Annotated in this window: 21 protein-coding genes; 5 read left to right on the top strand and 16 right to left on the bottom strand. The window is 66.9% G+C overall.

Annotated elements, in window-relative coordinates; translation table 11 throughout:
• Positions 1 to 158: 158 nt before the first annotated feature.
• Entirely contained in the window at positions 159 to 977 is an 819-nt protein-coding gene (locus ABZ942_RS38840) for a PhzF family phenazine biosynthesis protein (RefSeq protein WP_357391226.1), read from the bottom strand.
• A gap of 80 nt (positions 978 to 1,057) precedes the next feature.
• Positions 1,058 to 3,481 carry an HAD-IC family P-type ATPase gene (locus tag ABZ942_RS38835; RefSeq protein ID WP_357391224.1) on the bottom strand — a complete coding sequence of 808 codons (2,424 nt, stop codon included), beginning with the start codon at positions 3,479 to 3,481 and terminating at the stop codon, positions 1,058 to 1,060.
• A gap of 35 nt (positions 3,482 to 3,516) precedes the next feature.
• Between ABZ942_RS38835 and rarD the strand changes: the two genes are divergently transcribed.
• The 3 genes from rarD to ABZ942_RS38820 are packed head-to-tail and all read left to right on the top strand — an operon-like array spanning position 3,517 to position 5,190.
• The gene (rarD, locus tag ABZ942_RS38830; RefSeq protein ID WP_357391222.1) at positions 3,517 to 4,443 is read left to right on the top strand and encodes an EamA family transporter RarD; all 927 of its coding nucleotides are present in this window, start codon (positions 3,517 to 3,519) and stop codon (positions 4,441 to 4,443) included.
• A 17-nt stretch (positions 4,444 to 4,460) separates the two neighbouring features.
• A complete protein-coding gene (locus tag ABZ942_RS38825) occupies positions 4,461 to 4,745 on the top strand; it encodes a type II toxin-antitoxin system VapB family antitoxin (protein WP_357391220.1) in 285 nt (94 codons plus the stop codon).
• Positions 4,732 to 5,190 carry a type II toxin-antitoxin system VapC family toxin gene (locus tag ABZ942_RS38820; protein WP_357391219.1) on the top strand — a complete coding sequence of 153 codons (459 nt, stop codon included), beginning with the start codon at positions 4,732 to 4,734 and terminating at the stop codon, positions 5,188 to 5,190. Before ABZ942_RS38825 ends, ABZ942_RS38820 begins: the two co-directional genes overlap by 14 nt.
• Before the next feature lie 65 nt (positions 5,191 to 5,255).
• Here the strand turns inward: ABZ942_RS38820 and ABZ942_RS38815 are convergent, their stop codons facing one another.
• The 5 genes from ABZ942_RS38815 to ABZ942_RS38795 all read right to left on the bottom strand — a co-directional run bounded on the left by ABZ942_RS38815 (position 5,256) and on the right by ABZ942_RS38795 (position 12,186).
• The gene (locus tag ABZ942_RS38815; RefSeq protein WP_357391217.1) at positions 5,256 to 5,741 is read right to left on the bottom strand and encodes a hypothetical protein; all 486 of its coding nucleotides are present in this window, start codon (positions 5,739 to 5,741) and stop codon (positions 5,256 to 5,258) included.
• Between the two features lie 328 nt (positions 5,742 to 6,069).
• Positions 6,070 to 9,507: an arabinosyltransferase domain-containing protein gene (locus ABZ942_RS38810; RefSeq protein ID WP_357391215.1), complete on the bottom strand. Its 3,438-nt coding sequence runs from the start codon at positions 9,505 to 9,507 to the stop codon at positions 6,070 to 6,072.
• A gap of 157 nt (positions 9,508 to 9,664) precedes the next feature.
• A complete protein-coding gene (locus ABZ942_RS38805; protein ID WP_357391507.1) occupies positions 9,665 to 10,204 on the bottom strand; it encodes a hypothetical protein in 540 nt (179 codons plus the stop codon).
• A 159-nt stretch (positions 10,205 to 10,363) separates the two neighbouring features.
• Positions 10,364 to 11,746 (bottom strand): DNA polymerase IV, encoded by a 1,383-nt coding sequence (locus tag ABZ942_RS38800; RefSeq protein ID WP_357391506.1) that lies wholly within the window; start codon positions 11,744 to 11,746, stop codon positions 10,364 to 10,366.
• A gap of 98 nt (positions 11,747 to 11,844) precedes the next feature.
• Complete coding sequence (locus ABZ942_RS38795) at positions 11,845 to 12,186, bottom strand: TfoX/Sxy family protein (RefSeq protein ID WP_357391213.1); 342 nt, start codon at positions 12,184 to 12,186, stop codon at positions 11,845 to 11,847.
• 333 nt (positions 12,187 to 12,519) lie between these two features.
• Here ABZ942_RS38795 and ABZ942_RS38790 point away from each other — a divergent pair, with 333 nt between their 5' ends.
• Positions 12,520 to 13,404 (top strand): UTP--glucose-1-phosphate uridylyltransferase, encoded by an 885-nt coding sequence (locus tag ABZ942_RS38790; RefSeq protein ID WP_357391211.1) that lies wholly within the window; start codon positions 12,520 to 12,522, stop codon positions 13,402 to 13,404.
• Positions 13,405 to 13,467: 63 nt separating this feature from the next.
• Here the strand turns inward: ABZ942_RS38790 and ABZ942_RS38785 are convergent, their stop codons facing one another.
• Positions 13,468 to 13,971 carry an NlpC/P60 family protein gene (locus tag ABZ942_RS38785; protein WP_357391210.1) on the bottom strand — a complete coding sequence of 168 codons (504 nt, stop codon included), beginning with the start codon at positions 13,969 to 13,971 and terminating at the stop codon, positions 13,468 to 13,470.
• Positions 13,972 to 14,323: 352 nt separating this feature from the next.
• Here ABZ942_RS38785 and ABZ942_RS38780 point away from each other — a divergent pair, with 352 nt between their 5' ends.
• The gene (locus ABZ942_RS38780; RefSeq protein WP_357391208.1) at positions 14,324 to 14,689 is read left to right on the top strand and encodes a nuclear transport factor 2 family protein; all 366 of its coding nucleotides are present in this window, start codon (positions 14,324 to 14,326) and stop codon (positions 14,687 to 14,689) included.
• A 27-nt stretch (positions 14,690 to 14,716) separates the two neighbouring features.
• Here the strand turns inward: ABZ942_RS38780 and ABZ942_RS38775 are convergent, their stop codons facing one another.
• From ABZ942_RS38775 to pgeF, 8 genes are all read right to left on the bottom strand, one after another.
• Positions 14,717 to 15,040 (bottom strand): hypothetical protein, encoded by a 324-nt coding sequence (locus ABZ942_RS38775; RefSeq protein WP_357391206.1) that lies wholly within the window; start codon positions 15,038 to 15,040, stop codon positions 14,717 to 14,719.
• A 232-nt stretch (positions 15,041 to 15,272) separates the two neighbouring features.
• Entirely contained in the window at positions 15,273 to 18,407 is a 3,135-nt protein-coding gene (gene ileS / locus ABZ942_RS38770; protein ID WP_357391204.1) for an isoleucine--tRNA ligase, read from the bottom strand.
• 269 nt (positions 18,408 to 18,676) lie between these two features.
• Entirely contained in the window at positions 18,677 to 18,877 is a 201-nt protein-coding gene (locus ABZ942_RS38765) for a hypothetical protein (protein WP_357391202.1), read from the bottom strand.
• Positions 18,878 to 18,996: 119 nt separating this feature from the next.
• Complete coding sequence (locus tag ABZ942_RS38760) at positions 18,997 to 19,854, bottom strand: DivIVA domain-containing protein (protein WP_357391200.1); 858 nt, start codon at positions 19,852 to 19,854, stop codon at positions 18,997 to 18,999.
• Between the two features lie 68 nt (positions 19,855 to 19,922).
• Positions 19,923 to 20,225: a YggT family protein gene (locus ABZ942_RS38755; protein ID WP_014983168.1), complete on the bottom strand. Its 303-nt coding sequence runs from the start codon at positions 20,223 to 20,225 to the stop codon at positions 19,923 to 19,925.
• 89 nt (positions 20,226 to 20,314) lie between these two features.
• Positions 20,315 to 21,124 (bottom strand): cell division protein SepF, encoded by an 810-nt coding sequence (locus tag ABZ942_RS38750; protein ID WP_357391197.1) that lies wholly within the window; start codon positions 21,122 to 21,124, stop codon positions 20,315 to 20,317.
• 267 nt (positions 21,125 to 21,391) lie between these two features.
• Positions 21,392 to 22,192 (bottom strand): YggS family pyridoxal phosphate-dependent enzyme, encoded by an 801-nt coding sequence (locus ABZ942_RS38745; protein ID WP_357391195.1) that lies wholly within the window; start codon positions 22,190 to 22,192, stop codon positions 21,392 to 21,394.
• On the bottom strand, positions 22,192 to 22,917 hold the full coding sequence (pgeF, locus tag ABZ942_RS38740; protein WP_357391193.1) for a peptidoglycan editing factor PgeF: 726 nt from the start codon (positions 22,915 to 22,917) through the stop codon (positions 22,192 to 22,194). The genes ABZ942_RS38745 and pgeF overlap by 1 nt, the downstream gene beginning before the upstream one ends.
• Positions 22,918 to 23,265: the final 348 nt, after the last annotated feature.

The raw sequence follows: 23,265 nt of genomic DNA, 5'->3' as shown, positions 1-23,265 counted from the left end.
TCATCCCCACTTCATCCCGGCAGAGGCCTGCAATCACCACGCCGCATCAATGATCCGCCGTGGTGACAGCGCACGACTCGGCCGCGCGGCCACGTTCCATCGGCGCCAGGTTCAGCGCGAGTCCTGTTGGCCGCGTGCACGAGTCGCGAATGCTCGGATCAATCCGGCAGCTGGACAACCCCATCGAGGTACCGGCGGCACCGCCCGACGAGCAGCACCCGGTCACCGACGAGCTCACAGCGCAGGCTGCCGCCGCGCCGGGAGAGCTGGCGGGCGCTGAGCTCGGTGCGGCCGAGTTCACGCGCCCACAGCGGAACCAGTTGGGCGTGCGCCGATCCGGTGACCGGGTCCTCCGGTACGCCGACGCCCGGCGCGAAGAACCGCGACACGAAATCGGCGGAATCGCCACGCGCGGTCACGATCGCGCCTCGCGGTAACGGCGGGAACGCGGTGAAAATCGGTACGGCGTCGCGGACTTCCTGTTCGCTGGCCACCACGATGACCTCGTCGGTCCCGGTGAACGCGCGCACCGCGCTCACACCGAGCGCGGCGACGAGCACCAGATCAGGTTCCGCCTCGGCGGACGGCACCGCGGGCAGATCGAGCACGAATTCGTCGTCGTCGGTGCGGTCCACGTGCAGCCAACCGCTGCGGGTGAAGAAGCTCACCCGGTCGGCGCCGGGGTGCATGTCCTCCAAAATCTGTGCGGCACTGGCCACCGTGGCGTGCCCGCACATGTCCACCTCGACCGCAGGCGTGAACCAGCGCAGGTGGAACGCGGGCCAGTCGCCCGGAGGCGCGCCGGCCTCCGGCGGTAATTCCGCGGTGTAGAAGGCGGTTTCGGCGAGGTTGTTCTCCTCGGCCAGGTGTTGCAGCAACGAATCCGGGAGCCACGACGAGAGCGGCATCACCGCGGCTGGGTTGCCCGAGAACGGTGCGTCGGCAAACGCGTCGATCTGGTGCAGCAGTACCTCCATATCCGGAGAAGGTACTCCAACACTGAATGATCGCTTCGCACAAGGCTTCTCGCGGCGCGCCGGGTCGGATGTCCAGTTTGTCAGGAATCGCCGTTGTTCGGGGTCGGAAACAGTTTGCCCTTTTCGCCGAGCAGCGTCGCGCTGACCCACCACGCGACCTCGACGAGCACGATTCCGACAGCGCCGCAAATGAATGCGGCCGTGGTGAGCCCGACGTCCGACGGATCCAGCTTGAAGAAGTGCCGGGTGAACGGGACGGTGAACAGGAAGACGTACGCGGCCACCGAGGCCCCGATCAGCACCACCTTCCACCACACGTACGGCCTGGCCACGATGGCGAGCACCCATACCGCGATCATGATCAACGTGATCAGCGCGGTGGTGCCTGCCTGCTCCTTCTGCTGCGCGGTGGCGTCCGGCCCGGCGTAGGCGATGAGGTAGGCGACGAAGGTCGCGACGCCGATCACCACGCCGGACGGGATGGCCAATCGCATGACGCGCCGGACGAATCCGCTGCGGGCGCGCTCGTTGTTGGGCGCGAGCGAAAGGATGAACGCCGGGATGCCGATGGTGAACCAGGCGGCGATCGTGACATGCCGCGGCAGGAACGGATAACCGATCGGGTCATAGCCGAAGATCTGCGAGCCGATGCCCGCGATGCCGATCAGGAAGGCGAGCAGCACCGAGTAGACGGTCTTGGTCAGGAACAGATTCGAGACGCGCTCGATATTGCCGATCACCCGGCGGCCCTCCCCCACCACGTACGGCAGGGTCGCGAACTTGTTGTCCAGCAACACGATCTGCGCGACCGCGCGGGTAGCCGGGCTGCCCGCGCCCATCGCGACACCGATGTCGGCGTCCTTGAGGGCGAGTACGTCGTTCACGCCGTCGCCGGTCATCGCGACGGTGTGGCCGCGCGACTGCAGGGCGGCTACCATGGCGCGCTTCTGGTCCGGGCGGACCCGGCCGAAGGTGGTCTCGTGGTCGAGCACATCGGCGAGTTGTTCACGGTCGTCGGGCAATTCGCGCGCATCGACCGCATGGTCGCCGCCGGTGAGGTCGAGCGAGGAGGCGACCGCGCCCACCGAGACGGCGTTGTCGCCGGAGATCACCTTGATCGAAACATTTTGGCCGGCAAAGTATTCGAGGGTTTCCTTGGCGTCCGGCCGCACCCGCTGTTCCAGCACGACCAGCGCGGCGGGGCGCACGGTGCCCGGCGCGTCCGCGGCGTCGACCGGACGGTCGCTGCGGGCCAGCAGCAGGATGCGCAGGCCCGAGGAGCCGAGTTCCTCTGCGACCCTGGCCTCTTCGGAGTTCGGGTCGAGTAGCACGTCGGGCGCGCCGAGCAGCCAGTCGCCGTGCTCGCCGTAGGAGCAGCCGCTCCACTTCTTGGCCGAGGAGAACGGCGCGACCGCGGTGCGCTGCCAGCCGGGACCGTCCGGCAGTGCCTCGGCGATGGCCTGCACGCTCGCGTTCGGGCGCGGATCGTCGGCCGCAAGCGCGGCCAGGGCCTGCCGAACGTCGTTGTCCTCGAACGAGTCCAGGATCTTGATGTCGGACAGCCGCATGCCGTTCTCGGTGAGCGTGCCGGTCTTGTCCGCGCACACCACGTCCACCCGGGCCAGGCCCTCGATGGCGGGCAGCTCCTGCACCAGGCATTGCCGCCGCCCCAACCGCACCACGCCGACCGCGAACGCGACCGAGGTCATCAGCACCAGGCCCTCGGGCACCATCGGCACCAGCGCCGCGACCATGCCGCTCACCGCGGGCCGCCACGACTCCTTGCTGGAGAACAGCTGGTTGTAGATGCTCAGCAGGCCCGCCGGGATCAGCAGGTAGGTGATCACCTTCAGGATGGTGTCGATGCCGCTGCGCAGCTCCGACTTCACCAGGGTGAACTTGCTGGCCTCGTCGGCCAGCTTGGCCGCGTAGGCGTCCTTGCCGACCTTGGTCGCGCGGTAGCAGCCGCTGCCGGAGACCACGAAGCTGCCCGACATCACCTCCGCGCCGACCTGCTTGTCCATCGGGTCGGCCTCGCCGGTGAGCAGCGACTCGTCGATCTCCAGCAGCGAGGACTCGGCGACCTCGCCGTCGACCACGATCTGGTCGCCGGGGCCCAGCTCGATCAGGTCGTCGAGGACGACCTCGCGCGGCGCCACCTCGATGGCCTTGCCGTCGCGGCGCACGGTCGGCTTGGTCTGGCTGACGATGGCCAGCTTGTCCAGGGTGCGCTTGGCGCGGACCTCCTGGATGATGCCGATCGCGCTGTTCGCGATGATCAGCAGGCCGAACATGCCGTCGATGATCGAACCGGTGGCCAGCACCAGGATGAACAGCACGCCGAGCAGGGCGTTGATCCGGGTGAAGACGTTCGCCTTGACGATGTCGCGGACCGAGCGGCTGGCCCGATCCGGCACATCGTTGGTGAGCCCGTCGCGGCGACGTTGCTCGACCTCCGCCGCGGTGAGTCCGGTGGCGCGCGAAGCCTGCACGGTTGTCGACATGACCGCAAGGCTACGTGAGAAGTAGCGTCGGAAGCGTGCAGCGGAGCAGGTCTATCCCGGGTGTTGCGTTCGGTATGAGCGCGTTTTTCCTCTGGGGTTTGTTCCCCGCGTTCTTCGGGTTGCTGGCGTTCGCCAGTGCGGCCGAGGTGGTCGCGCAGCGGATCCTGTGGACGTTGCTGGTGGTGCTCGCGGCGCTGATGGTGTCCGGGCGGCTGCGCGAGCTGCGCGGCATCGGCGCGCGGATCTGGCGGCTGGCCGCGGTGGCGTCGGCGGCGATCGCGATCAACTGGGGTGTGTATGTGTACGGCGTCACCTCGGGGCATGTGGTGGAGTGCGCGCTGGGGTACTTCATCAACCCGCTCGTCACCGTCGCGTTCGGCGTACTGATCTTCCGCGAGCGACTGGCCAAGGCGCAGTGGGCCGCGCTCGGGCTCGGCGCCGCCGCGGTGGCGGTGCTCACGGTCGACTACGGCAGGCCGCCGGTCATCGCACTGGTGCTTGCCTGCTCGTTCGCGACGTACGGCCTGGTGAAGAAGGTGATCCCGCTGGACGCGTTGCGCGGCATCGCCGCCGAAGGCGTGGTCGCCGCGCCGTTCGCGCTCGTCTTCGTCATCGTGCTGGCGGTCACCGGCCGCAGCGAATTCGGTTCCAGCGCAGGGCATGCCGCGCTGATGCTGGCCACCGGCCCGGTCACCCTGATCCCGCTGCTGCTGTTCGCCGTTGCCGCGCAACGGGTTCCGCTGTCCACCATGGGCCTGCTCCAGTACCTCACCCCGGCCCTCCAGATGGCCTGGGGCGTGGCAATAGCCCACGAACCCATGCCCGCATCCCGCTGGGCGGGCTTCGCGCTCATCTGGACGGCCCTGGCCATCTTCACCGCACACGCCCTGCTACGCGCCCGCCGCACCCATCGCGCAGGCAAGGATGTCATCGTTGAAAGTTCTGTGCAGAAATCTGCATGAGGGGTACATTTCTCTGCATGCGGACGACCCTTGATCTGGATGATGCGCTTCTTCGCGCCGCCAAACAACGGGCGGCGCGGGATGGAAGGACCCTGACCAGCCTTATCGAGGAGGCGTTGCGCATGTTGCTCGAAGAACTCAGCGAACGAGACACGGTCCGCAGGGACATTGCCCTACCGTCCTTCGGCGGCGACGGAGTCCAGGTCGGCGTCGACCTTGCCAGCTGGAAGACCGTCCGGGACGCCGATTACGAAGACGACGACGCGCGGTTGCGATCGACCTTGACCGATGCTGCTACCTGACGTCGATGTCCTGGTCTACGCTTTCCGCGTCGAGTCGCCCGACCACGCTGATGTCCATGCGTGGCTGACCACGTTGGTGAACGGGCCCGCCACCTTCGCACTGAGCGAGTTGGTGCTCAGCGGATTCGTTCGGGTAGTGACCAACCCACGCATCTTCCGGACGCCGACACCCCCGGACCAGGCTCTCGAATTCACCGAAATCCTGCTCGGCGCACCGAATTCGCGGCCCGTGCGTCCAGGACCTCGCCACTACGAGATCTTCGCAGACCTATGCCGCACCATGGACGCCAGAGGCAATGACGTGGCCGACGCCTATCACGCCGCCCTGGCCATCGAGTCCGGCAGTGAATTGATCACGTGTGACCGGGGTTTCGCTCGATTCCCGGGGCTTCGCTGGCAGCATCCGCTGCCGGCGAAGGCAACAGGCAAGCGCTCAGCCAAGTGAACACCCGAGACGGGTCCGCCGAGGGTGCGACTTCGACGGACCCGCTTGATTACTCGACCGATTCCTCAGAGCGGCGGAATCTCCAGGGTGGACGTGCCGTGGGCTTCGCCGGCACCGCCGAGCAGGCAGACATCGCCACCGAACAGGGAGGTGTATTCACCGACGCCGGTGTAGTGCTGGTTCGCGAACCAACTTCCGCCGGTAACGGTGCCGGTCCAGGTGAAGGCCCTGGTGCCGTCCTCACGAGGCACCGTCGACACGAGGCCGGTCAGGGTGCTCGTACCGTCCGGGCTACCCGAACCGGGATCGAACCACGAGTCGTTCTCGGTGACGGCCTGTTGCACAATCTGCTGCGTCTTCAGTTGCAGGCAGCTGGTTTCGATGGTGACCGAGCCGCCATAGGTGCCGCTGAAGGCCCGCAGGCTTGGCGGCAACAGCACCGCCGAGTGGCAGGAATAGTCACCCGACCAGGTGATCTTGGTCGATTGCAAGGTGTTCGTCAGCGGCGGACTGAAGGTGTAGTTGATCGGCCCGGCACAGACCGCGTTCATCGGCGACGGTGACGCAGAGGCCACGCCGGGCCAGACGACAGGCAGCAGAGCAACCGCAGCGAAGGCGGCCGCGGTCGCGGCAACGCGCGATCGCCGATGAGCGCGAGTGGCAGACGTGACAGCCATAGCCTGGCAACCCGAAGTGTTCATGGTGTTTCTTCGTTCTCCTGGTGCCGCCGACTTTCACTACTAGCACTGACCAGCAGAATCCACGACACGTGACGTGGATCACATCGACAAGATCAGATACCCCGTTACACCAGTGCAAATCCGCGTCGGCGCGGCTGGGCCATGCGAGCGCACAGGCCCAGCCGACGAGATCCGCTCGCTACCAGTCGGTGTTGATGTGGCCTGGGGTCCAGGTGCCCCAGCGTTGGGTCTTGTCGATGGTGAGGTGGGCTGGCTGGGCGTTGGGGTCGAGTGGGAGGTACTGCTCGATCGAGCCCCAGTCCCGGTCCCAGTCCTTGTCCAGATAGGTGGGCAAGGCGCGGGCGGTGAAGAGCAGCTGGGTCCAGCCGAGCGGGCCGCCGCCGTCGTGGGCCTGCCAGAGGTTGGTGATGGTCGCGCCGTTGCGGTCCGGCAGGATTCGGTACGCGGGCAGGTCGCCGACACCCGCGTACGTCGGAACGAGGTTCTGGCAAGGGAAGTTCAGGCCGACCTCCCAGTCCAGCAGCACCGGTGTCCGCGAACCAACCACGGCGGTCATGGTTTTCGTCTGCGGCACGCGCGGCGGGGTCACCGCGAGCCACTGGTCCTTGCCGAGATCCTTGTCGCTGGCGACGATCCGGACGACGTCCGCGTCGCCGGGCAGCTGGTCGAACGGAACGCGCACGTTGCGCCATGTCGGGGACGGACCGATGTCGATCGGGTCCACACTGCCGAGCGCGGTAGCCGTGCCGTCGGTTCCGGCGCGACCGTACTCGACGCGCAGGTCCTGACCGGGATGCACGATGCCGTCGCTGTCGACGTGCCGGATCCGACCGGCGACCGCGATCGAGATGATGTCGCCGCGGCTTCCGTTGGTGGCGTTGGGAAGTCGATACCACCCCGATGTCAGCTCGGCAGGCACCTGGGCGCCTTCCCGATAGCTACCGAGCACCGGGGTTGTCGCCGGATCCAGGCCGTAGGGCAGCGGGACACTGCTGCCGTTGATTCCGGCACCCGACGTACCGGTCTCGGACCCGGGCGATTTCGACCCGGCCTTCGGATCGGCCTTGTCCCCGGAGTCGGCGCTGGCGACGGAATTCGCCTTGCCCGTGGTGGATTCGACCTCATCGGAGGTGAGGTCGGTCGCCACCCCGTTCGGCGTGAAGCCGGTCGAGTCGGCACCGGCGAGCGCCGTCGCGGCGGAGCCTGCCAGCGGGCTCAACATCGATGCGTTGGGATCTGTCTCGATCAACACGTCGTCGGCCATGCCACAACCACCGGAGAAGGCCGAGGACAGGTTCGATTGCGCTGTCGAATACGACGGGTACTGCGCCACTGTCGCTTTCGCGAACGACAGCACCTCGAACAACACCATGGCGGCTGCGACGACGGCGAGCACCGGAACGCGCGCGATCCGATCCAGCACCGAGCCGGGCCGCGGCCGGGGGTCGGCAGGAGGCGCAGCCGACGGGGTGGGTGAGTACTGGGGGTCGGCAGGAGGCGCAGCCGACGGGGTGGGTGAATACTGGGGGTCGGCAGGAGGCGCAGCCGACGGGGTGGGTGAATACTGTGACTCCGGGCGAATGTGGAACCAGGCCGCGACCGCAAGCGCGAGCACCGAAAGCCCCGCGGCGAAGGTCGACAGTCCGAAGCCCGCGAGGGTCGGCGGCTTGTCCCACCACGGAATTCCCCACGCCGACACGTACCAGTAGCCGTTGGCGCCGACGAAGGTCAGCGCCATCGCGAAGAAGACACCGGCGGCGAACAGTGCCCGGTTGCGCAGCGGGCGCGTGACGCCGGGACTGATCGAGACGGCGGTCAGCGCCGCGACACAGGCGGCCAGTCCGGCGAAAACGCCGAACTGGTGAGTCCACTTCGTCGGGGAGAACATCATCAACACCATTGCGGCGACGGTGATGCCGACGAGTCGTCGCCCGGGTCCGAGGGCGGTCCCCGGAATACGCCCGCCCCGGCGCAGCATCGTGACCACGCAGACCACCAGGCCGATCAGCATCATGAACATGCCGAACCGCCGGGTGATCCAGCCGTCGGAGTTGATCTGCAGCAGATACTGGTAGCGCAGGAACTCGAAGAACCAGGACTCGCCGGGGCCGATCCTGCCGTGCACGTAGAACATCTCGCGGGCCCCGGCCAGGGTCCGATCCGCGAAGACCACGGTCAGCACGACCGTCCCGGCCGCGAGCACGGGCAGTAGCAGCGTGAGGTAGCCGGAGTTCTTGGCCCGCTGCACGAGCACCGCGGTCATCGTGCGTGCTCCGGCGGCAAGCGCGCCGAGACAGATCAGGCCAGAAGGCGCGCAGGTCAGGGTGAAGGCCGCGATGATGATCGCGAGCGCGTACGGCAACAGTCGCCGGGTTGCGATGGACCGCTCGACCGAGGCCCAGGTGAGGATCACGCCAAGCGCGACAAAGGGTTCGGCGCGCAGGCCGTTGTTGTAGGGCATCCAGAACGCGAGGAACACCAGTGCGCTGGTCCAGATGACGATCGCGTTGGCGCGCAACGCGATACCGAGCCGGGGCAGGATCTCGCGGCTGATCACCCACCAGGCGACGACACCAACGATCAACGTGGGCAACCGAACCCACGGGCTCGCCGACGACACGTGGGTCAGCAACGAGATCATGTCGGTGTACGGCGTGTAGAACGGCCCCTCGTCGACGCTGAACCATCGGTAGTAGTTCGACATGAAGCCGGAACTCTGCGAGGCGCGCGCCATCCCGAGGATGTAGCCGTCATCGGAGGTGTTGGCGCCGATGAAGTGCCACACCAGCAGTGTCGCGAACACCAGGTAGTCCGGCGGCTGCAACCGCCACCAGCGGGTGGGCAGGAACCGTCGCGATCTGCGGCCGTCCAGGCTGTCCAATCGATACAGCGCGACCAGTGCAACGAGTGTGGCCAGCGCGGCCAGCCCGATCATGGCCTGCTTCAGCAGCGTCGGCGACGACGAAAAACGGGAATCTACTTGCACATTCACGTGCAGCCCCGACGGCGCCGCGCCGGTGAGCTCGCTGAAGACGCCGACGACCTGCGGGCGGATGTCGCTCGCGAACTGCTTGTCCGCATCCGCGAGACCGGGGGCCGACACCGTGGTCTGCTTGGTGTTCATGTCGATGCCGACCGAACAGGACTGATCGCGGACCGCGCTCAGCGGCGACGACCACAGCAGCATGTTGCGCGACACCACGTCGACCCGGCCCGGGCGATCAGGCGCGTCGGCGACGACCTTGACGACGAATCCGTAGCGCTCCGCATCGGGTGACTGATGCGGAATCGTCGACACCACAACGCCGCCCGAGTCCGCGAGCGCGCCGAACGCAGCGCACGGAATCTCGGCGGACAGATTCATCGGCGCGTAGGTCAACAGCGGCGACGTCACCGAGGTGACCGCGGCCGTCTGCGGCCACACCACGCTGGACTGGTCCTGGCGGACCGGCAGGAACGGGAGCGACACCGCGGCGAGGACCGCGATGGCCCCACTGATGAGTGCCAGCAACCGGAGTCGGCGAGCGATCCCCGTAGGGCGCCCTGCCGGATCCTGCGGATCCCCCCGCTGTGCCGACGGTTGGGCGGACTCACGCACAGCGTCACTGACAGTCACGACGGTGGATGCTAGCGCGAAATCATCGGACGACACAGAGTCCCAGCTACCGGCACCCGAATCACCAACTCAGCCTGCGTATTCGGCCACCGAGCGGTATCGGACAAAACGGCCGTTGTCGCGGCCGACTCGCAAGGGCCGGCCGCGACGAAGCGATTTAGCCGCAGGCCGTGGAGGTCTGGCCGAGGTTGGTCAGCATGGCGCAGGCCCAGGACTTCTGGATCTTCCACTTGCCGTTGTCGGCGACGAACGGCACGTCGACGATGTTCTCCTGGCCGTTGACGACGAACTTGGCCTTGGCGTTGACGCTGTCGCCGAAGCTGGAGACGTCGGTGACCTCGATCTTCACGTCGGCGCCCTTGGCGGCCTGGGAGAGGCGATCGGGCAGGGTGGGGTCGGCCTCGGCGCCCTGGACGCCGTCCAGCTTCTCCGCCGCCGGCACGGACGGGTCGAGCGCGCGGGCCAGCGCCGTGTTCAGCTCCGCAGGGGTCGGGATGGGCGGCAGGTTCGCGGCGTTGGCCGACGCAGACGCGCTAGCGCTGGTCGACGTCTTGGCGGCGGGCTTGCTGTCCTTGCTGTCACTGCTGCATGCGGTCATGCCCAGCGCGGCAACGACGGCCAGGCCGGCGATCGCGATGCGGCCAGTCTTACGAAGCTTCAACTGCTCGTCCTTTGCGTTCGAGTAGGTCCGTGTCATGTCCACCAATGGCAGCCTCCACCCGACCGGCGGCGCTGCACGAGCTCCCAGGCTACCGGCACAGCAGAGAACCGCGTGGACCCACACGGGACAGACTGATGTCGTCGGCAGCGAACGTACGCGGTGGGCTCGGCGATGTCGAGCCGTTCGCTGGCCGGGTCACCGCAGACTGTGCAGCGGATCGGCTCTGGTCAGGCTCGGATCGTCGGCGGGGAAGGTGCGGGCCGGGCCGGGGCCGGTCGAGCGGGTCTCGAAGCGGACGGTCACCACGCCGTAGCCACCGCCCTGCACCCAGCCGTGGCCGAGCTCGGGGTGTTCGACGTCCATGCCCGGGTGCCAGAGCGGGACAGACAGCGGGGTCGCGAGCGGCGCAGGCGCCTTTGCGGCGTCGTCCGCGGCGGGGTCGTCGGTCTGCTCCCAGTCCTCGGCGACCGGCGCCTGGTCCAGTTCCGGAAACAAGGATTCCTGTCGCACGGTGGACAATCCGCCGTAGCCGACGCCGACCAGCCGGATCGGGCCGAGCTCGGCCGGATCGATCGCCGAGCGCTGCGCGGCGGTGGTGAGTGTGACGAGATCCTCGGTCGCGTACGGCAGGGTGAACGAGCGCGTCACGATGCTCATGTCGGACTTGCGCAGCTTGAGCACGACGGTGCGGGCGGCGCGACCGTCCTTGATCAGGCGGCGATGCGCGGCCGCCGCCATCGACTCGATGGCGGGGCGCAGCTGGGCCAGCGTGACGATGTCGGTCTCGAAGGTGGTTTCGGCGCTGATCTGTTTGGCCTCGTTGCGTTCGGCGACCGGACGGTCATCGATGCCGCGGGCCAGCCGGTGCAGCGCGGCGCCGACGCTGCCACCGAGGATCGACATCGCCTCGGATTCCGGCAGTGCGGCGAACGCGCCGACCGTCTCGATGCCGAGCGAACGCAGCTTGTGCTCGGCCACCGGGCCGATCCCCCACAGCTTGCGCACCGGCAGGGCGGCCAGCATCTGTGGCTGCTCGACCGCCGAAACCACCCGTACCCCATCGGGTTTGGCGAGTGCCGAGGCGATCTTGGCGAGTTGTTTGCCGGTGCCCGCACCCACCGAGGCGGTCAGCCCGGTACGTTCGCGCACCACCGCGCGCAGTTCCTCGCAGAACTCCTGTACGTGGGCCACCGTCGCACCGGCCAGTTCGGCGGGCTCGCCGAACGCCTCGTCGAACGACAGCGTCTCCAGCACCGGGATCCGGCTGCGCAGCGCGTCGAACACCTGCCCGCTGAGCGTGCCGTACACGATGCCGCGCGGCGGCACCACCACCGCGGTGACGCCGACCAGCCTGCGCGCCATGTGCATCGGCATCGCCGAACGCGCGCCGTACACCCGCGCCTCATAGCTCGCGCCCGCGACCACGCCGCGCCCGCCGGTGCCGCCGACCAGGACCGGCCGCCCGCGCAACGTGGGGCGGGTCAGCTGTTCGACCGACGCGTAGAACGCATCCATATCGATGTGCAGCACCCAGCGCCGGGCCGTGCTCTGCGCATCCGCCCGTACGGAGGTCCCCACATCGACGGCAACACTCCCCACACCGGCGGGTACCGCGCCCTGGACGTCGGCGGGTACCGCGCGCGGTGCGTCGGCGCGCCAACGCGGATGCTGCTCGCTCACCGTGGTTTCGCCGAGGGTTTCCTGGACTTCGGTACGCGCACCGGCAACCGGTCGGCGGTGCGCTGCACGAACTCCCCCAACCAGGCCGAATCCGCCAGTCGCGGCGCCGGCACGCGGTAGTAGTCCTTGGCGCCGGGATACGGCGGTGCCAGCCAGGATTCCTCGGCGTAGTCGGTCGCGACCACGGTGGGCTTCACGAACAAATGATCGTCGGCGATCAGCGCGACCAGCTTGTCGTCGCAGTACAGGCCGTACTCACCGAACATCGCCCTGGCCCGCACATCCAGCGGCTCGAGCTGCTCGAGGATCTCGGCGACGGTCGCCTTGTCGGTACTCACGACTGCGCCTCGCCGGCGCTCGGCTCCGTCGTTCGCACAGACGCTGTGTCGATGGTTCGCTCGCTGCGCTCACTCACGAACGGGAATCTACGCCCGGACACCGACAGATCCGGACAGGTCCCGACGCTGGGTAGTCACTACGTACTTGCTGTTGATTTCCTGTAGAGATCGCAGGCGGCCGACCGTCCGGCAAACACTCGACCTTGAACGAACAACCAGCCCACGACCTGGGCGAATATCGACCGCGCCACCGCACTACACGGCTTCGGTAAACAGTTGACGAAGCACGGGGACTGCCCTTGCGGTCCAGCTTCGTATGTGATGATCGGACCCATGAAGATCCGCAAGGCCGTGATCCCGGCCGCCGGTATCGGTTCCCGGCTCCTCCCGCTGACCAAGGCCATCCCGAAGGAGATGCTGCCGGTCGGCGACAAGCCGGTCATCGAACATACGGTCCGCGAGCTGGTCGCGTCGGGCATCACCGACATCACCATCGTGGTCAGCAGCGGAAAGTCGTTGATCCAGGACCACTTCCGGCCCAACCCGGCCCTGGTGGCCCAGCTACGCACGGACGGAAAGACCGCATACGCCGACGCCGTCGAAGAGGTCGGCGAGCTCTCCAGGCTCGGCCACATCACCTACCTCGACCAGCACGGCCCCTACGGCAACGGCACCCCGGTGCTCAACGCGGCCCGCAATCTGGGCGACGAGCCGATGCTGGTGCTGTGGCCGGACGACGTGTTCGTCGCCGACGTCCCGCGCGCGCAGCAGCTGATCGACGCCTACGAGACGACCGGCGCCCCGGTGCTCGCGCTGATGCCGATGGACCCGTCCGAGTCGCAGCGCTACGGCGTGCCGGTGGTCGCCGACGACCAGGGCAACGGGCTGCTGCGCATCACCGGCCTGCGGGAAAAGCCCAAGCCCGAGGACGCGCCGTCGGACTTCGCCGCGATCGGCGGCTACGTGGTCACCCCCGGCATCATCGAGGAACTGCGCACCCAGACCAGGGCCTGGTACGAGCATCGCTCCGGCGAGGTCTACCTGACCGACGCGATCAACGTGCACGCCGCCGACAACCCGGTCTTCGGCCAGGTGATCCAGGGCCGGTGGTACGACACCGGCAACCCGGCCGACTACCTGGTCGCCCAGTTCGCCTCGGCGCTGGCCAACCCGCAGTACGCTCCGCTACTGCGCAGCCTCGTCGAAGAGACGCACTAATCCTGATGTCCCGCACCGGAATTCGCATGTGATTTCCGGTGCGGGAAGGCACAAGGCGTGCGGCTAGAAGCGCCGGATGGCGTAGATGTCGAACTGACGCAGCGGGCTGAGCCCGACGGGGACACCCCAGTCGTAGGCGTTGAAGATCTGACCGAAGCCCGCGTAAATGCCGACGTGTGAGCCGTCGGTGTTCAGCACCACCACATCGCCGGGCGAGAGCGCGAAGAACGGGACGGGCGCGCCCGCTCTGGCCTGCTCCCAGGTCGTGCGCGGAATGTTGACGCCGACCTGACGGAACGCCCACTGCACCAGGCCGGAGCAATCCCAGGCGAACGGGCCGGTGCCGCCCCATTCATACGGCTTTCCGGTCTGCGAGGTGGCCGCCGCCAGCGCACCTACCCCGTGCGAGCTGGGCAGCGGGATCGCGGCCGAACCGGAGGCGGACAGGGATTCGGCACTGCCGGTGCCGCTACCGGTGTCCGACCAGCCCGGTCCCGCCAGGAGCAATGTCGCGACCGTCGCTAGGAGGAATCCGAAAGCGATGCGACGCAAGGGTTTTCTCTTCACGTGCTCGTCCCTTCCGGCGGCCCGGCGTGCGGGTCACCGTCCGGCGGTCCCGGCTGACGCCCGGGTCGAGCAGCGTCATCCATGTGGAGCCGCAGCCGCTGGGTTCACGAACTCACTGCTGCCCCAGAGGTCGATATCTGCAACAACAGCACCAGCTCCGATTCTGCCGCGAGGCTCGGACCTGCAACAACGGTTCAGCAAATTTCTAGCATGTGATCTACATCACATTCAAGATTAAAGCTCACCGGTGCTGCAGCCGCAAAACCGATTGCATTACGCAATCAGTTGGGCTTACAGTCGACGGGCGGCTGCGGGAGCACGCAGCGACGGACCAGCGTGAGGGAGAACCATCGTGTCGGCGAACAAACAAACGGTCGAGCGGTACATCGACGGCTTCAACAAGACCGATCACCAGCAGATCCTGTCCTGTCTGACCGACGACATCGAATGGACCGTGTTCGGCTGGTTCCAGCTGAGCGGAAAAGACGCCTACGACAAGGAGATCGAGAACCCCGGCTTCACCGGAAGCCCGCGACTGACCATTCAACGGATGGTCGAGGAAGACGATGTCGTCATGGCCGAGGTCGCCATCGAGGCGACGACGGTCGAGGGCGAGCTGATGCACATGGTGGCGGGCGAGGTGTTCGTGATGCGCGACGCGCTGATCTCGGAGCGGCGCGCCTATCTGATCCAGCTCAAAGAGAACGACTACAAGTAGCCGAAAGCCGTTGCCGCGGTGCGGCCTTCACTCGGGTCGCACCTCGGCCACCGCGGCGCGCACCAGCGCGCGGGCCGCCCAGCTCATGGTCTCGGTGGCCGCTTCTGGATCGAGCCCACAGGTGTCGCGCGTGGAGACCAGGGCTTCGACGCCGAACACCAGCACGACGGCATTGATCAACCGCTCCAGCCGCTCGGCCGAGAGCGTGTCACGCAGCGGCGCCAACGCGACCCGCGCCATCTCCAGCCGGGTCACCCCGCGCACCGGAACCCGTTCCGCCTCAGGCACATCGACCTGACCGAACCAGCGATCGAGGGTTGCCCGGAGTACGCCAGCAGCAGCTGCTGGCACCGGCCTGATGGGCGCCTACAGGGCGGCCGAGCGCGGGGTCGCGGCGGAGCAACAGGAGCGGCGCGACCGACGCGACCGACGCGACCGACGCGACCGACGCTGGGACAGCGTGGTCACACACTGGGCGCCGCCGCTCAGGAATCGCGCGGCGACGGGACAGCCCGGCCACGAGATAGCACCGAAATAGCAAGAGCGGGGCCGATTTCGGCCCCGCTCCTGCTGTTTCGAACCGTCAGGCCTTGGTGACCTGTGCGCGCACTCCGCCGACCAGGTCGGCGGCGTCGGCGCCCACGTCGCCGAGGGTGAGGGTGGTGGCGAGGATCTCGCCGGCGATCAGGTCGCGGTGGGTTTCGGCCCATCCGGCCCGGTCCGCGGGCACCGCGAGTACCACGGTGATCCGGTCGGACACGTCCAGCCCCAACGACTTTCGGGTCTCCTGCAGATCACGGATGAGGTCGCGGGCCCAGCCCTCGGCCTCCAGTTCCTCGGTGACCACCGAGTTCAGCACCACCAGGCCGGCATTGCCGGGCAGGGCGGCGGTGGACTCCGGTTCGGCGGCGACCAGTCGCTGCGTGTATTCCTCAGGGAGCAGAGCGATTCCGGCGGCGGTGACGACGCCGTCGGCGTCCTCGGACCATTCGCCGGCTTTGACCGCCTTGATCACCGTCTGCACGTCCTTGCCGAGCCGCGGACCGGCGGCCCGGGCGTTGACGACCAGTTCGAACCGGCCGTGCACGGCGACATCGGTGGTCAGGTCGACCTTCTTGACGTTCACCTCGTCGGCGATGATGTCAGCATAAGGCGCCAGCCGCGCGGCGTCGGCCGCGGCGATGGTGACCTCGGCCAGCGGCAGCCGCACCCGCAGGTTCTGCGCCTTGCGCAGGCTCAGCACCGTCGAGCAGACCACCCGGGCCTCGTCCATCGCGGCGACCAGCTCCGGATCGGCAGGCAGCTCACCGTCTTTCGGCCAGTCGGTCAGGTGCACCGACTCGCCGCCGGTGAGTCCACGCCAGATCACCTCGGTGATCAACGGAAGCAGCGGCGCCGCCAGCCGAGTGACCACCTCGAGCACCGTGTGCAGCGTGTCCACCGCATCCGGCTCCTCGCTCCAGAAGCGCGAACGCGACCGGCGCACATACCAATTGGTGAGCGCGTCGGCGAAGCCACGCAACTGATCGCAGGCACCGGCGATGTCGTAGGTCTCGAACGCCTCGGTCATCGCGTCGCGGGTCGCCGCGAGCTTGGCCAAGATGTAGCGATCCAGCACGTGCGGCGAATCCGTGCGCCAGGTACCGGGTTTCGAGGCGTACAGCTGTAGGAAGGTCCACGCGTTCCACAGCGGCCGCAGCGCATGGCTGACGCCCTCGCGGATGCCGCGCTCGGTGACGATGAGGTTGCCGCCGCGCAGGATCGGCGAACTCATCAGGAACCAGCGCATCGCGTCGGAGCCGTCCCGATCGAACACCTCGTTCACGTTCGGGTAGTTGCCCTTGGACTTGCTCATCTTCAGCCCGTCGTCACCGAGCACGATGCCGTGCGCGACAACGGTTTTGAAGGCGGGGCTGTCGAACAGGGCGGTCGAGAGCACGTGCAGGTTGTAGAACCAGCCCCTGGTCTGCCCGTTGTACTCGACGATGAAATCGCCGGGGAAGTGGTTGGCGAACCACTCCTTGTTCTCGAACGGGTAGTGCACCTGGGCGAACGGCATGGAGCCGGACTCGAACCAGCAGTCGAGCACCTCGGGCACCCGGCGCATGGTCGACTTGCCGGTCGGATCATCGGGATTCGGGCGGGTCAGCTCGTCGATCATCGGCCGGTGCAGATCGGTCGGGCGCACGCCGAAGTCCCGCTCCAGGTCGTCGAGCGACCCGTAGACGTCCAGGCGCGGGTAGGCCGGATCGTCGGACACCCACACGGGGATCGGGCTGCCCCAGTAGCGGTTGCGGCTGATGTTCCAGTCCCGCGCGCCTTCGAGCCACTTGCCGAACTGGCCGTCACGCATGTGCTCGGGCACCCAGTCGATCTGCTGGTTCAGCTCGACCATCCGGTCGCGGAACTTGGTGACCGCGACGAACCAGGACGGCACCGCCATGTAGATCAGCGGCTGGCCGGAACGCCAGCTGTGCGGGTAGGAGTGCTCGATCGTCTCGTGCCGGAACAGCTTCCCGGCGGCCTTGAGGTCCTTGATGATCACCGGGTTGGCGTCGAAGACCATCAGGCCCTCGTACGGCGGCACCATCGAGGTGAACTTGCCGCCCTGATCGAGCGGTTGCACGATCTCGATGCCGTTGGCGGTGGCGACATCCATGTCCTCTTCACCGAAGGCCGGTGCGAGGTGCACGATTCCGGTGCCGGAGTCGGTGGTCACGTAGTCGGCGTTCAGCACGCGGTGTGCACGCGGGTGGCCGAGGAAGAAGTCGAACGGCGGCGTGTAGGCCAGGTCGGTCAGCGCGGCGCCGTCGAACTCGCCGAGAACTTCGGGCTCCTCGCCGAACTCACGGGTGTAGTGCGACACGCGTTCGGCCGCCAGCAGATAGCGCTTGCCGTCGGCGCCGCGCAGGTGCACGTAGCGCACGTCGGGGTGCACGGCGATGGCGAGGTTGGACGGCAGGGTCCACGGGGTGGTGGTCCAGATCAGCGCGTTGGCGCCGTCGAGCGCGTGCAGCGGATGCTCGGCGGGCACGCGCAGCACCATGTCGACGGTGACCGCCGGGTCCTGGCGCATCTTGTAGGCGTCGTCGAGGCGGGTTTCCTGATTCGACAGCGGCGTCTGCTCGTACCAGCTGTAGGGCAGCACCCGGAAACCCTGGTAGATCAGGCCCTTGTCGTGCAGCGACTTGAACGCCCACATCACCGACTCCATGAAGTCGAGATCGAGTGTCTTGTAGTCGTTGTCGAAGTCGACCCAACGCGCCTGACGTGTCACATACTCGCGCCATTCGTTGGTGTAGCGCAGCACGGAAGATTTAGTGGCCGCGTTGAATTCGGCGAGGCCCATTGCTTCGATCTGTGATTTGTCCGTGATACCGAGCTGCTTTTCCGCCTCGAGCTCCGCGGGCAATCCGTGACAATCCCAGCCGAAACGCCGATCGACACGCTTACCGCGCATCGTCTGGAAACGCGGTACCAGATCTTTGACGTATCCGGTGAGCAAATGCCCATAATGCGGCAGACCGTTCGCAAACGGCGGTCCGTCGTAGAAGACGAACTCCGGTGCCCCGGAACGGTTTTCGATGCTCCGACGGAAGGTGTCGGCGGCGGCCCATGCGTCTAGCACCCGGCGTTCCATCTCAGGGAAGGCCGCTCCGCCGCCGACGTTGAGGTCGACGCGCGGGTATGCGCTGTTGCTGGAAGTTTGGTCCGCCATCGCGGATGCATCTCCTCGTGCCGTTTCCGTTGGCACGGGGACGATGCCGGCGCCGGTGCGCCGATACCGCGGTACCACCCCGCTTGTCCGGCCAGAGCTGCCGAACCTCTCGTTATGAGCTGTGACGGGCTCACCCGTTCGGTTCTACTGGGCACCCTTGCCGAGCGGCAGCCGGTGCTGTTCTTCCGAAGGCTCCCCGGTGATGGCCGGATCAACGCCATGTTCATGTTTGATTCTAGCCAGTGCGGTCAAACCTGTTTACGGCCCACCTAGCGTTTCGCGTGGCGACCCGGCGGCGGAGCCGAATCTTCGTCCGGCTTACGCATAGACAGGGCACTGACCAGCAAGAGCACCGCACCCAGCACGCACACCACGATGCAGCCCCACGCCCAGATCACCGATCCGGTGGTCAGCGCGGCTACCAGTAGTGCGAATCCGACGGCGGCAAGGACAAGCGTCAAGACGAGCATGGTGACCCCCCGGGGGTTGGCGAGGAGGCGAAGCCGACGGGGCGGGTAAATCGAGCCATGCCAGGCGGCTCGACAGTTCCCTTAGTTGCGTGAACTGCGGTGTGCTCGGTGCGAGCGGCTTACTTGCCACCCTTGGCAAACGTAGCGGGCTGCAGGTTGTTGGCCGTGTTGGCGTCGGCGAAGGCCTCGCCACCGTCGACCGGGACCGCCGAGCCGCGGTTCTCCAGCTCTTCGAGCTGCGACTCCAGGTAGGACTTCAGCCGCACCCGGTACTCCCGCTCGAAGGTCTTGAGCTGCTCGATCCGGCTCTCCAGCACGCTGCGCTGCTGGGTGATGGTGGCCATGATCTCGGTGTGCTTGCGCTCGGCATCGGCCTGCAGGGCGTCGGCCTTTTCCTTGGCCTGCCGCAGCTGGTTGTCCGAACGGGACTGCGCGTCCGACAGCATCGCGTCGGCCTTCTGACGAGCGTCGGCGATCATCGCCTCGGACCGGGTCCTGGCATCGCCGACGAGACGCTCGGAATTTGCCCTGGCGTTCGACAGCAGGTTTTCCGCTTCGACCTTCGCGTCGCTGGTCAGCCGGTCCGCCATCTCCTGGGCGAGGCTGAGCACCTTGGCGGCCTGCAGGTTCGCGTCCGCACTCGGCGCTTCCTTCGGGGCGGGCGGCGCGGGCATCGGGGCAGGCGGGGCCTGCTGCACCGGCGGCTTGATCGGCTCCGGAGGCGGCGGCGGGGCCTGCTGGACAGGCGCTTTCACGTTGTTCGGGCCGACGGGACCGCGATTCTTTTTGGCATCGGCCAGTTCCGCGTCGAGTTCGGCGACCCGCTGACGCAGATCGGCGTTTTCCTCGATCAGACGCGAGAGTTCCTGCTCGACGAGATCCAGGAAGGCGTCGACTTCATCCTCGTTGTAGCCGCGCTTCCCGATCGGCGGTTTGCTGAACGCGACGTTGTGCACATCGGCTGGAGTCAGCGGCATGGAAGGATCCCTTCACGCGTCTTTTGGAGATCTAGCAGATCTAGCAAGCTACTTCACGGCCCATTCTGTCACACCGGGGCTACCGGTTGCCCGAGCCTGCCCACGATCGACATCAAGATGAAGACGATGAAAAGCAAGACCATAATCGACAGATCCAGGCGAATTCCTCCCAGTGACACCGGTGGTATCAACCGCCTCAGGAGTTTCACCGGAGGGTCGGTGATCGTGAAGATCACCTCGAGGATGATGACCACGACACCGGTAGGGCGCCAGTCACGAGCGAAGCTTCGGATGAACTCGACGATCACCCGGCTGATCAGCAACAGCCAGAAGATGAACAGTACGAAGTACAGCACCGCGAACAAGGCCACGACTTCACTCTGCCGCAAAATCCGCTTTGCGCAAAATGACCGCGCCGCCCCACCTGCGACCGGTCTGCAACACCCCCCAGATCACGACCTTATTTCTGGTTGTAGAAGCCGGTTTCGGCGATGCGTCGGCGTTCTTCGGCTGATACGTCGACATCGGCCGGTGAGAGGAGGAACACCTTCGTAGCAACCTTGTCGAACGAGCCACGCAGCGCGAACGCGAGTCCGGCGGCGAAGTCGACGAGGCGCTTGGCGTCGGCGTTGCTCAGATCGACCAGGTCCATGATCACCGGGTTGCCCTCGCGGAACCGCTCGCCGATGATCCTGGCCTCGCTGTAATCGCGCGGGCGCAGTGTCGTGATCTTGGACAAGGGGCCTCCGTCCTCGAAGATCCCCGGCCTGCGCGCGGGTGCCGGCTCGGGGCGCACGCGCTCCTCGAGCCTGCGCTCCTCGGCGTCGGGATCGACGGCGAGCGCACCACGGGTGGTGCCACGCAGCGGCGGCGCGGTGCCGCCCGCCCGGAACCGGCCGGACGACGGCGCGGTCTCGATCCGGGTGGGACGACGCTGCGTGTCGTAGCGGTCCTCGCCGTAGGGCTCGTCGGCGTACTCGTCGCGGCGGGAGACGGGGTATCCGGCCTTGTACGGCGACTTGTACGCGGGCTCCGGGTAACCGGCGTCCTCGCGTTCGAATCCGTCGGCGGCGTAATGGTCTGCGCCGTAACGGTCTTCGGCGTAACGATCGGCTGCGTAGCCGTCGCGTTCGGGGTAGTCACGGGGCCGAGGGCGACGCGCGACGCGCTCGTCGCTCCCCCGAGGGGCGCGGTCATCGACATAGTCGTCTTCGTAATCTTCGAGAGGGACCATGCCGAAGTACGCCTTGAACTTATGCAGCGTGCTCATGACTTCGCCTCGCTGACGCTCGACGAAGCCATGACCACGAGGGTGGCTGCGTCCATTGGCCGCTCGCTGCGCTCGCTCATGACCTGGCCTCGCTGACGCTCGGCGCAGTCATGACCACGATGGTGGCTGCGTCGAGAACTCGCTCGCTGCGCTCGCTCATATTGGTCGACCTTCCTTCGGCCCCGGTGGCGGCCGGGTGTTGAAGTCTTGCTCAGCCCTCGTCTGCCTCAAGCATATGTGTCGAATGTGACTGATGAGGTTTCTTTGCTACGCCGAGGTTATCGGTCGAGCGCCCATCAAGGCGGTACCGACACGCACACACGTGGACCCGTGTTCGATGGCGGTTTCCAGATCTCCCGACATTCCTGCGGAAAGTTCTGTCGCACCGGGATGCTCGGCAAGCAGCATGGTGTGCAATGTCGCAAGTCGCGCAAATGCCGCATCAGACTCGGCCCCCAATGGCGGAATGGCCATCAGACCGGACAGTCGTAATCCCTGAGACCCCGCAACATGTTCCGCGAGCCGCGCCAATTCGTCGGGCGCGACACCGCCGCGCGAAGGGTCTTCATCCAGGCTCACCTGCAGTAGGACGCGCACCGGGTCGGTCCGCTCCCCCGCGTCCAGCGCGGCCCGCGCACCCCCGCCAAGAGCTGTTGCCAGGCGTTCGCTGTCAACCGAGTGCACGGCGTGCGCCCAGCGCGCGACGACCCGTGCTTTGTTGCGCTGCAGGCGTCCGATCATGTGCCACTGCACATCCGGGAGGTCTTCGTCACTTTCGGTGCTCTGCCCTACCAAATGCGGCTGCCCGACCAAAGTTGGCAGGGCTGCCACCTTGGCCGTGGCCTCCTGCTCGCGCGATTCGCCGAACTCGCGCCGACCGAGGCGGTAGAGGATCGCCACGTCCTCGACCGGGAAAAACTTCGTCACGGGGAGTAGACGCACCGAATCCGGCTTGCGACCCGCCGCGAGACAGGCTGTGTCGACCCGCTGGAGCAGCGCGGCGAGATTGGTGGCCAGCTCGGCGGTGCGCGCGTCCACTTGCGGCGCAACGGCTTCCGGATTGGTCATTACCGCACCTCCGCCCAGATCACGCTGCCGAGCCGACCGGTCGGTGCCCCGCGGCGATGGCTGAACAGGGTGCGGTCTTCGATGGTGCAGCGCGGATCGACGGCGACCCCGTTGACGCCGGCTTCGATGAGCTGCCTGGTGATTCCGGCCCGCAGGTCGAGCGAAGGTGTCTTGCGCACAGTGGTCGAGGCGCTACCCGGCAGGTGCTTCTCGACATCCGCACGCATCGCCGCGGGCACTTCGTATTGACGCCCGGACGCGGCGGGCCCGAGGAACGCACCGATCCGATCGACTCGCGCACCGATCGACACCATCGCCTCGAGCACCCGGGGCACGATCCCGATCCGAGCCCCGATCCGCCCGGCATGCACTGCGGCCAGCACCCCCGCCTCGTCGTCGGACAAAAGAATCGGCACACAGTCAGCGGTCAACACCACCAGTGCAAGACCAGGAACGTTCGTCACGATCGCATCGGTAGCAGGCACCGGCTCATCCCGAGGCCCATCGATGATCTCGACATTGCGCCCATGGATCTGCTCCATCCACACCAGCCGATCCGGCGTGAGCCCGATCCCCTCGGCCAGCCGATCCCTGTTGCGCCGCACCGTCGCCGGATCGTCGCCGACGTGATCCCCAAGGTTGAACGACTCGTAAGGCGGTGCCGAGAACCCTCCCGCCCTGGTCGTCGTCACTCGTCGAACGGTCAGCGTAGGGGCAGAAGTCATGTCAACGAGCCTAATAGCGCTCAGACCCCCCGACGACCCGCGAGCAGAGGGCTACAACACACTGCCGAACCCCCTTTGGCTGACCCGAACACCCTTTATACGCGGGTGTGACGCTTACAGAAAGGGTGATCGGCCAGGCCAAAGGGTGCGCATCGGACATCAGCGGGCCCCGAAACCTCGGCGACATGCTCACTCCCTCCGAAGGGCTCGAAAACAGCACCACAGCCAGATGACCACGCTGGAACCTGACATCGCGCACCTGACCGATAACTAAAGCCGGGTACGGCAGGCGACGCGCCCAGCACTGCTTCACAGGAAAACGTGGACAGGTCTTCAGCTTTCTCTGAA

It is taken from the genome of Nocardia sp. NPDC046473, assembly GCF_040645995.1.
In the GTDB taxonomy this organism is placed as follows: Bacteria; Actinomycetota; Actinomycetes; order Mycobacteriales; family Mycobacteriaceae; genus Nocardia.
The sequence above is the reverse complement of the archived record's forward strand: the minus strand, read 5'-3'. Positions and strand labels throughout refer to the sequence as shown.

What these genes read in the sequence shown, in the direction of transcription:
- ileS (WP_357391204.1), bottom strand. Translation starts at nt 18,407, where the DNA reads ATGGCGGACCAAACTTCCAGCAACAGCGCATACCCGCGCGTCGACCTC.
- ABZ942_RS38815 (WP_357391217.1), bottom strand. Translation starts at nt 5,741, where the DNA reads ATGAACGCGGTCTGTGCCGGGCCGATCAACTACACCTTCAGTCCGCCG.
- pgeF (WP_357391193.1), bottom strand. Translation starts at nt 22,917, where the DNA reads ATGACTTCTGCCCCTACGCTGACCGTTCGACGAGTGACGACGACCAGG.
- ABZ942_RS38820 (WP_357391219.1), top strand. Translation starts at nt 4,732, where the DNA reads ATGCTGCTACCTGACGTCGATGTCCTGGTCTACGCTTTCCGCGTCGAG.
- ABZ942_RS38790 (WP_357391211.1), top strand. Translation starts at nt 12,520, where the DNA reads ATGAAGATCCGCAAGGCCGTGATCCCGGCCGCCGGTATCGGTTCCCGG.
- ABZ942_RS38825 (WP_357391220.1), top strand. Translation starts at nt 4,461, where the DNA reads ATGCGGACGACCCTTGATCTGGATGATGCGCTTCTTCGCGCCGCCAAA.
- ABZ942_RS38750 (WP_357391197.1), bottom strand. Translation starts at nt 21,124, where the DNA reads ATGAGCACGCTGCATAAGTTCAAGGCGTACTTCGGCATGGTCCCTCTC.
- ABZ942_RS38765 (WP_357391202.1), bottom strand. Translation starts at nt 18,877, where the DNA reads ATGCTCGTCTTGACGCTTGTCCTTGCCGCCGTCGGATTCGCACTACTG.
- ABZ942_RS38745 (WP_357391195.1), bottom strand. Translation starts at nt 22,192, where the DNA reads ATGACCAATCCGGAAGCCGTTGCGCCGCAAGTGGACGCGCGCACCGCC.
- ABZ942_RS38835 (WP_357391224.1), bottom strand. Translation starts at nt 3,481, where the DNA reads ATGTCGACAACCGTGCAGGCTTCGCGCGCCACCGGACTCACCGCGGCG.
- ABZ942_RS38840 (WP_357391226.1), bottom strand. Translation starts at nt 977, where the DNA reads ATGGAGGTACTGCTGCACCAGATCGACGCGTTTGCCGACGCACCGTTC.
- ABZ942_RS38760 (WP_357391200.1), bottom strand. Translation starts at nt 19,854, where the DNA reads ATGCCGCTGACTCCAGCCGATGTGCACAACGTCGCGTTCAGCAAACCG.
- ABZ942_RS38805 (WP_357391507.1), bottom strand. Translation starts at nt 10,204, where the DNA reads ATGACACGGACCTACTCGAACGCAAAGGACGAGCAGTTGAAGCTTCGT.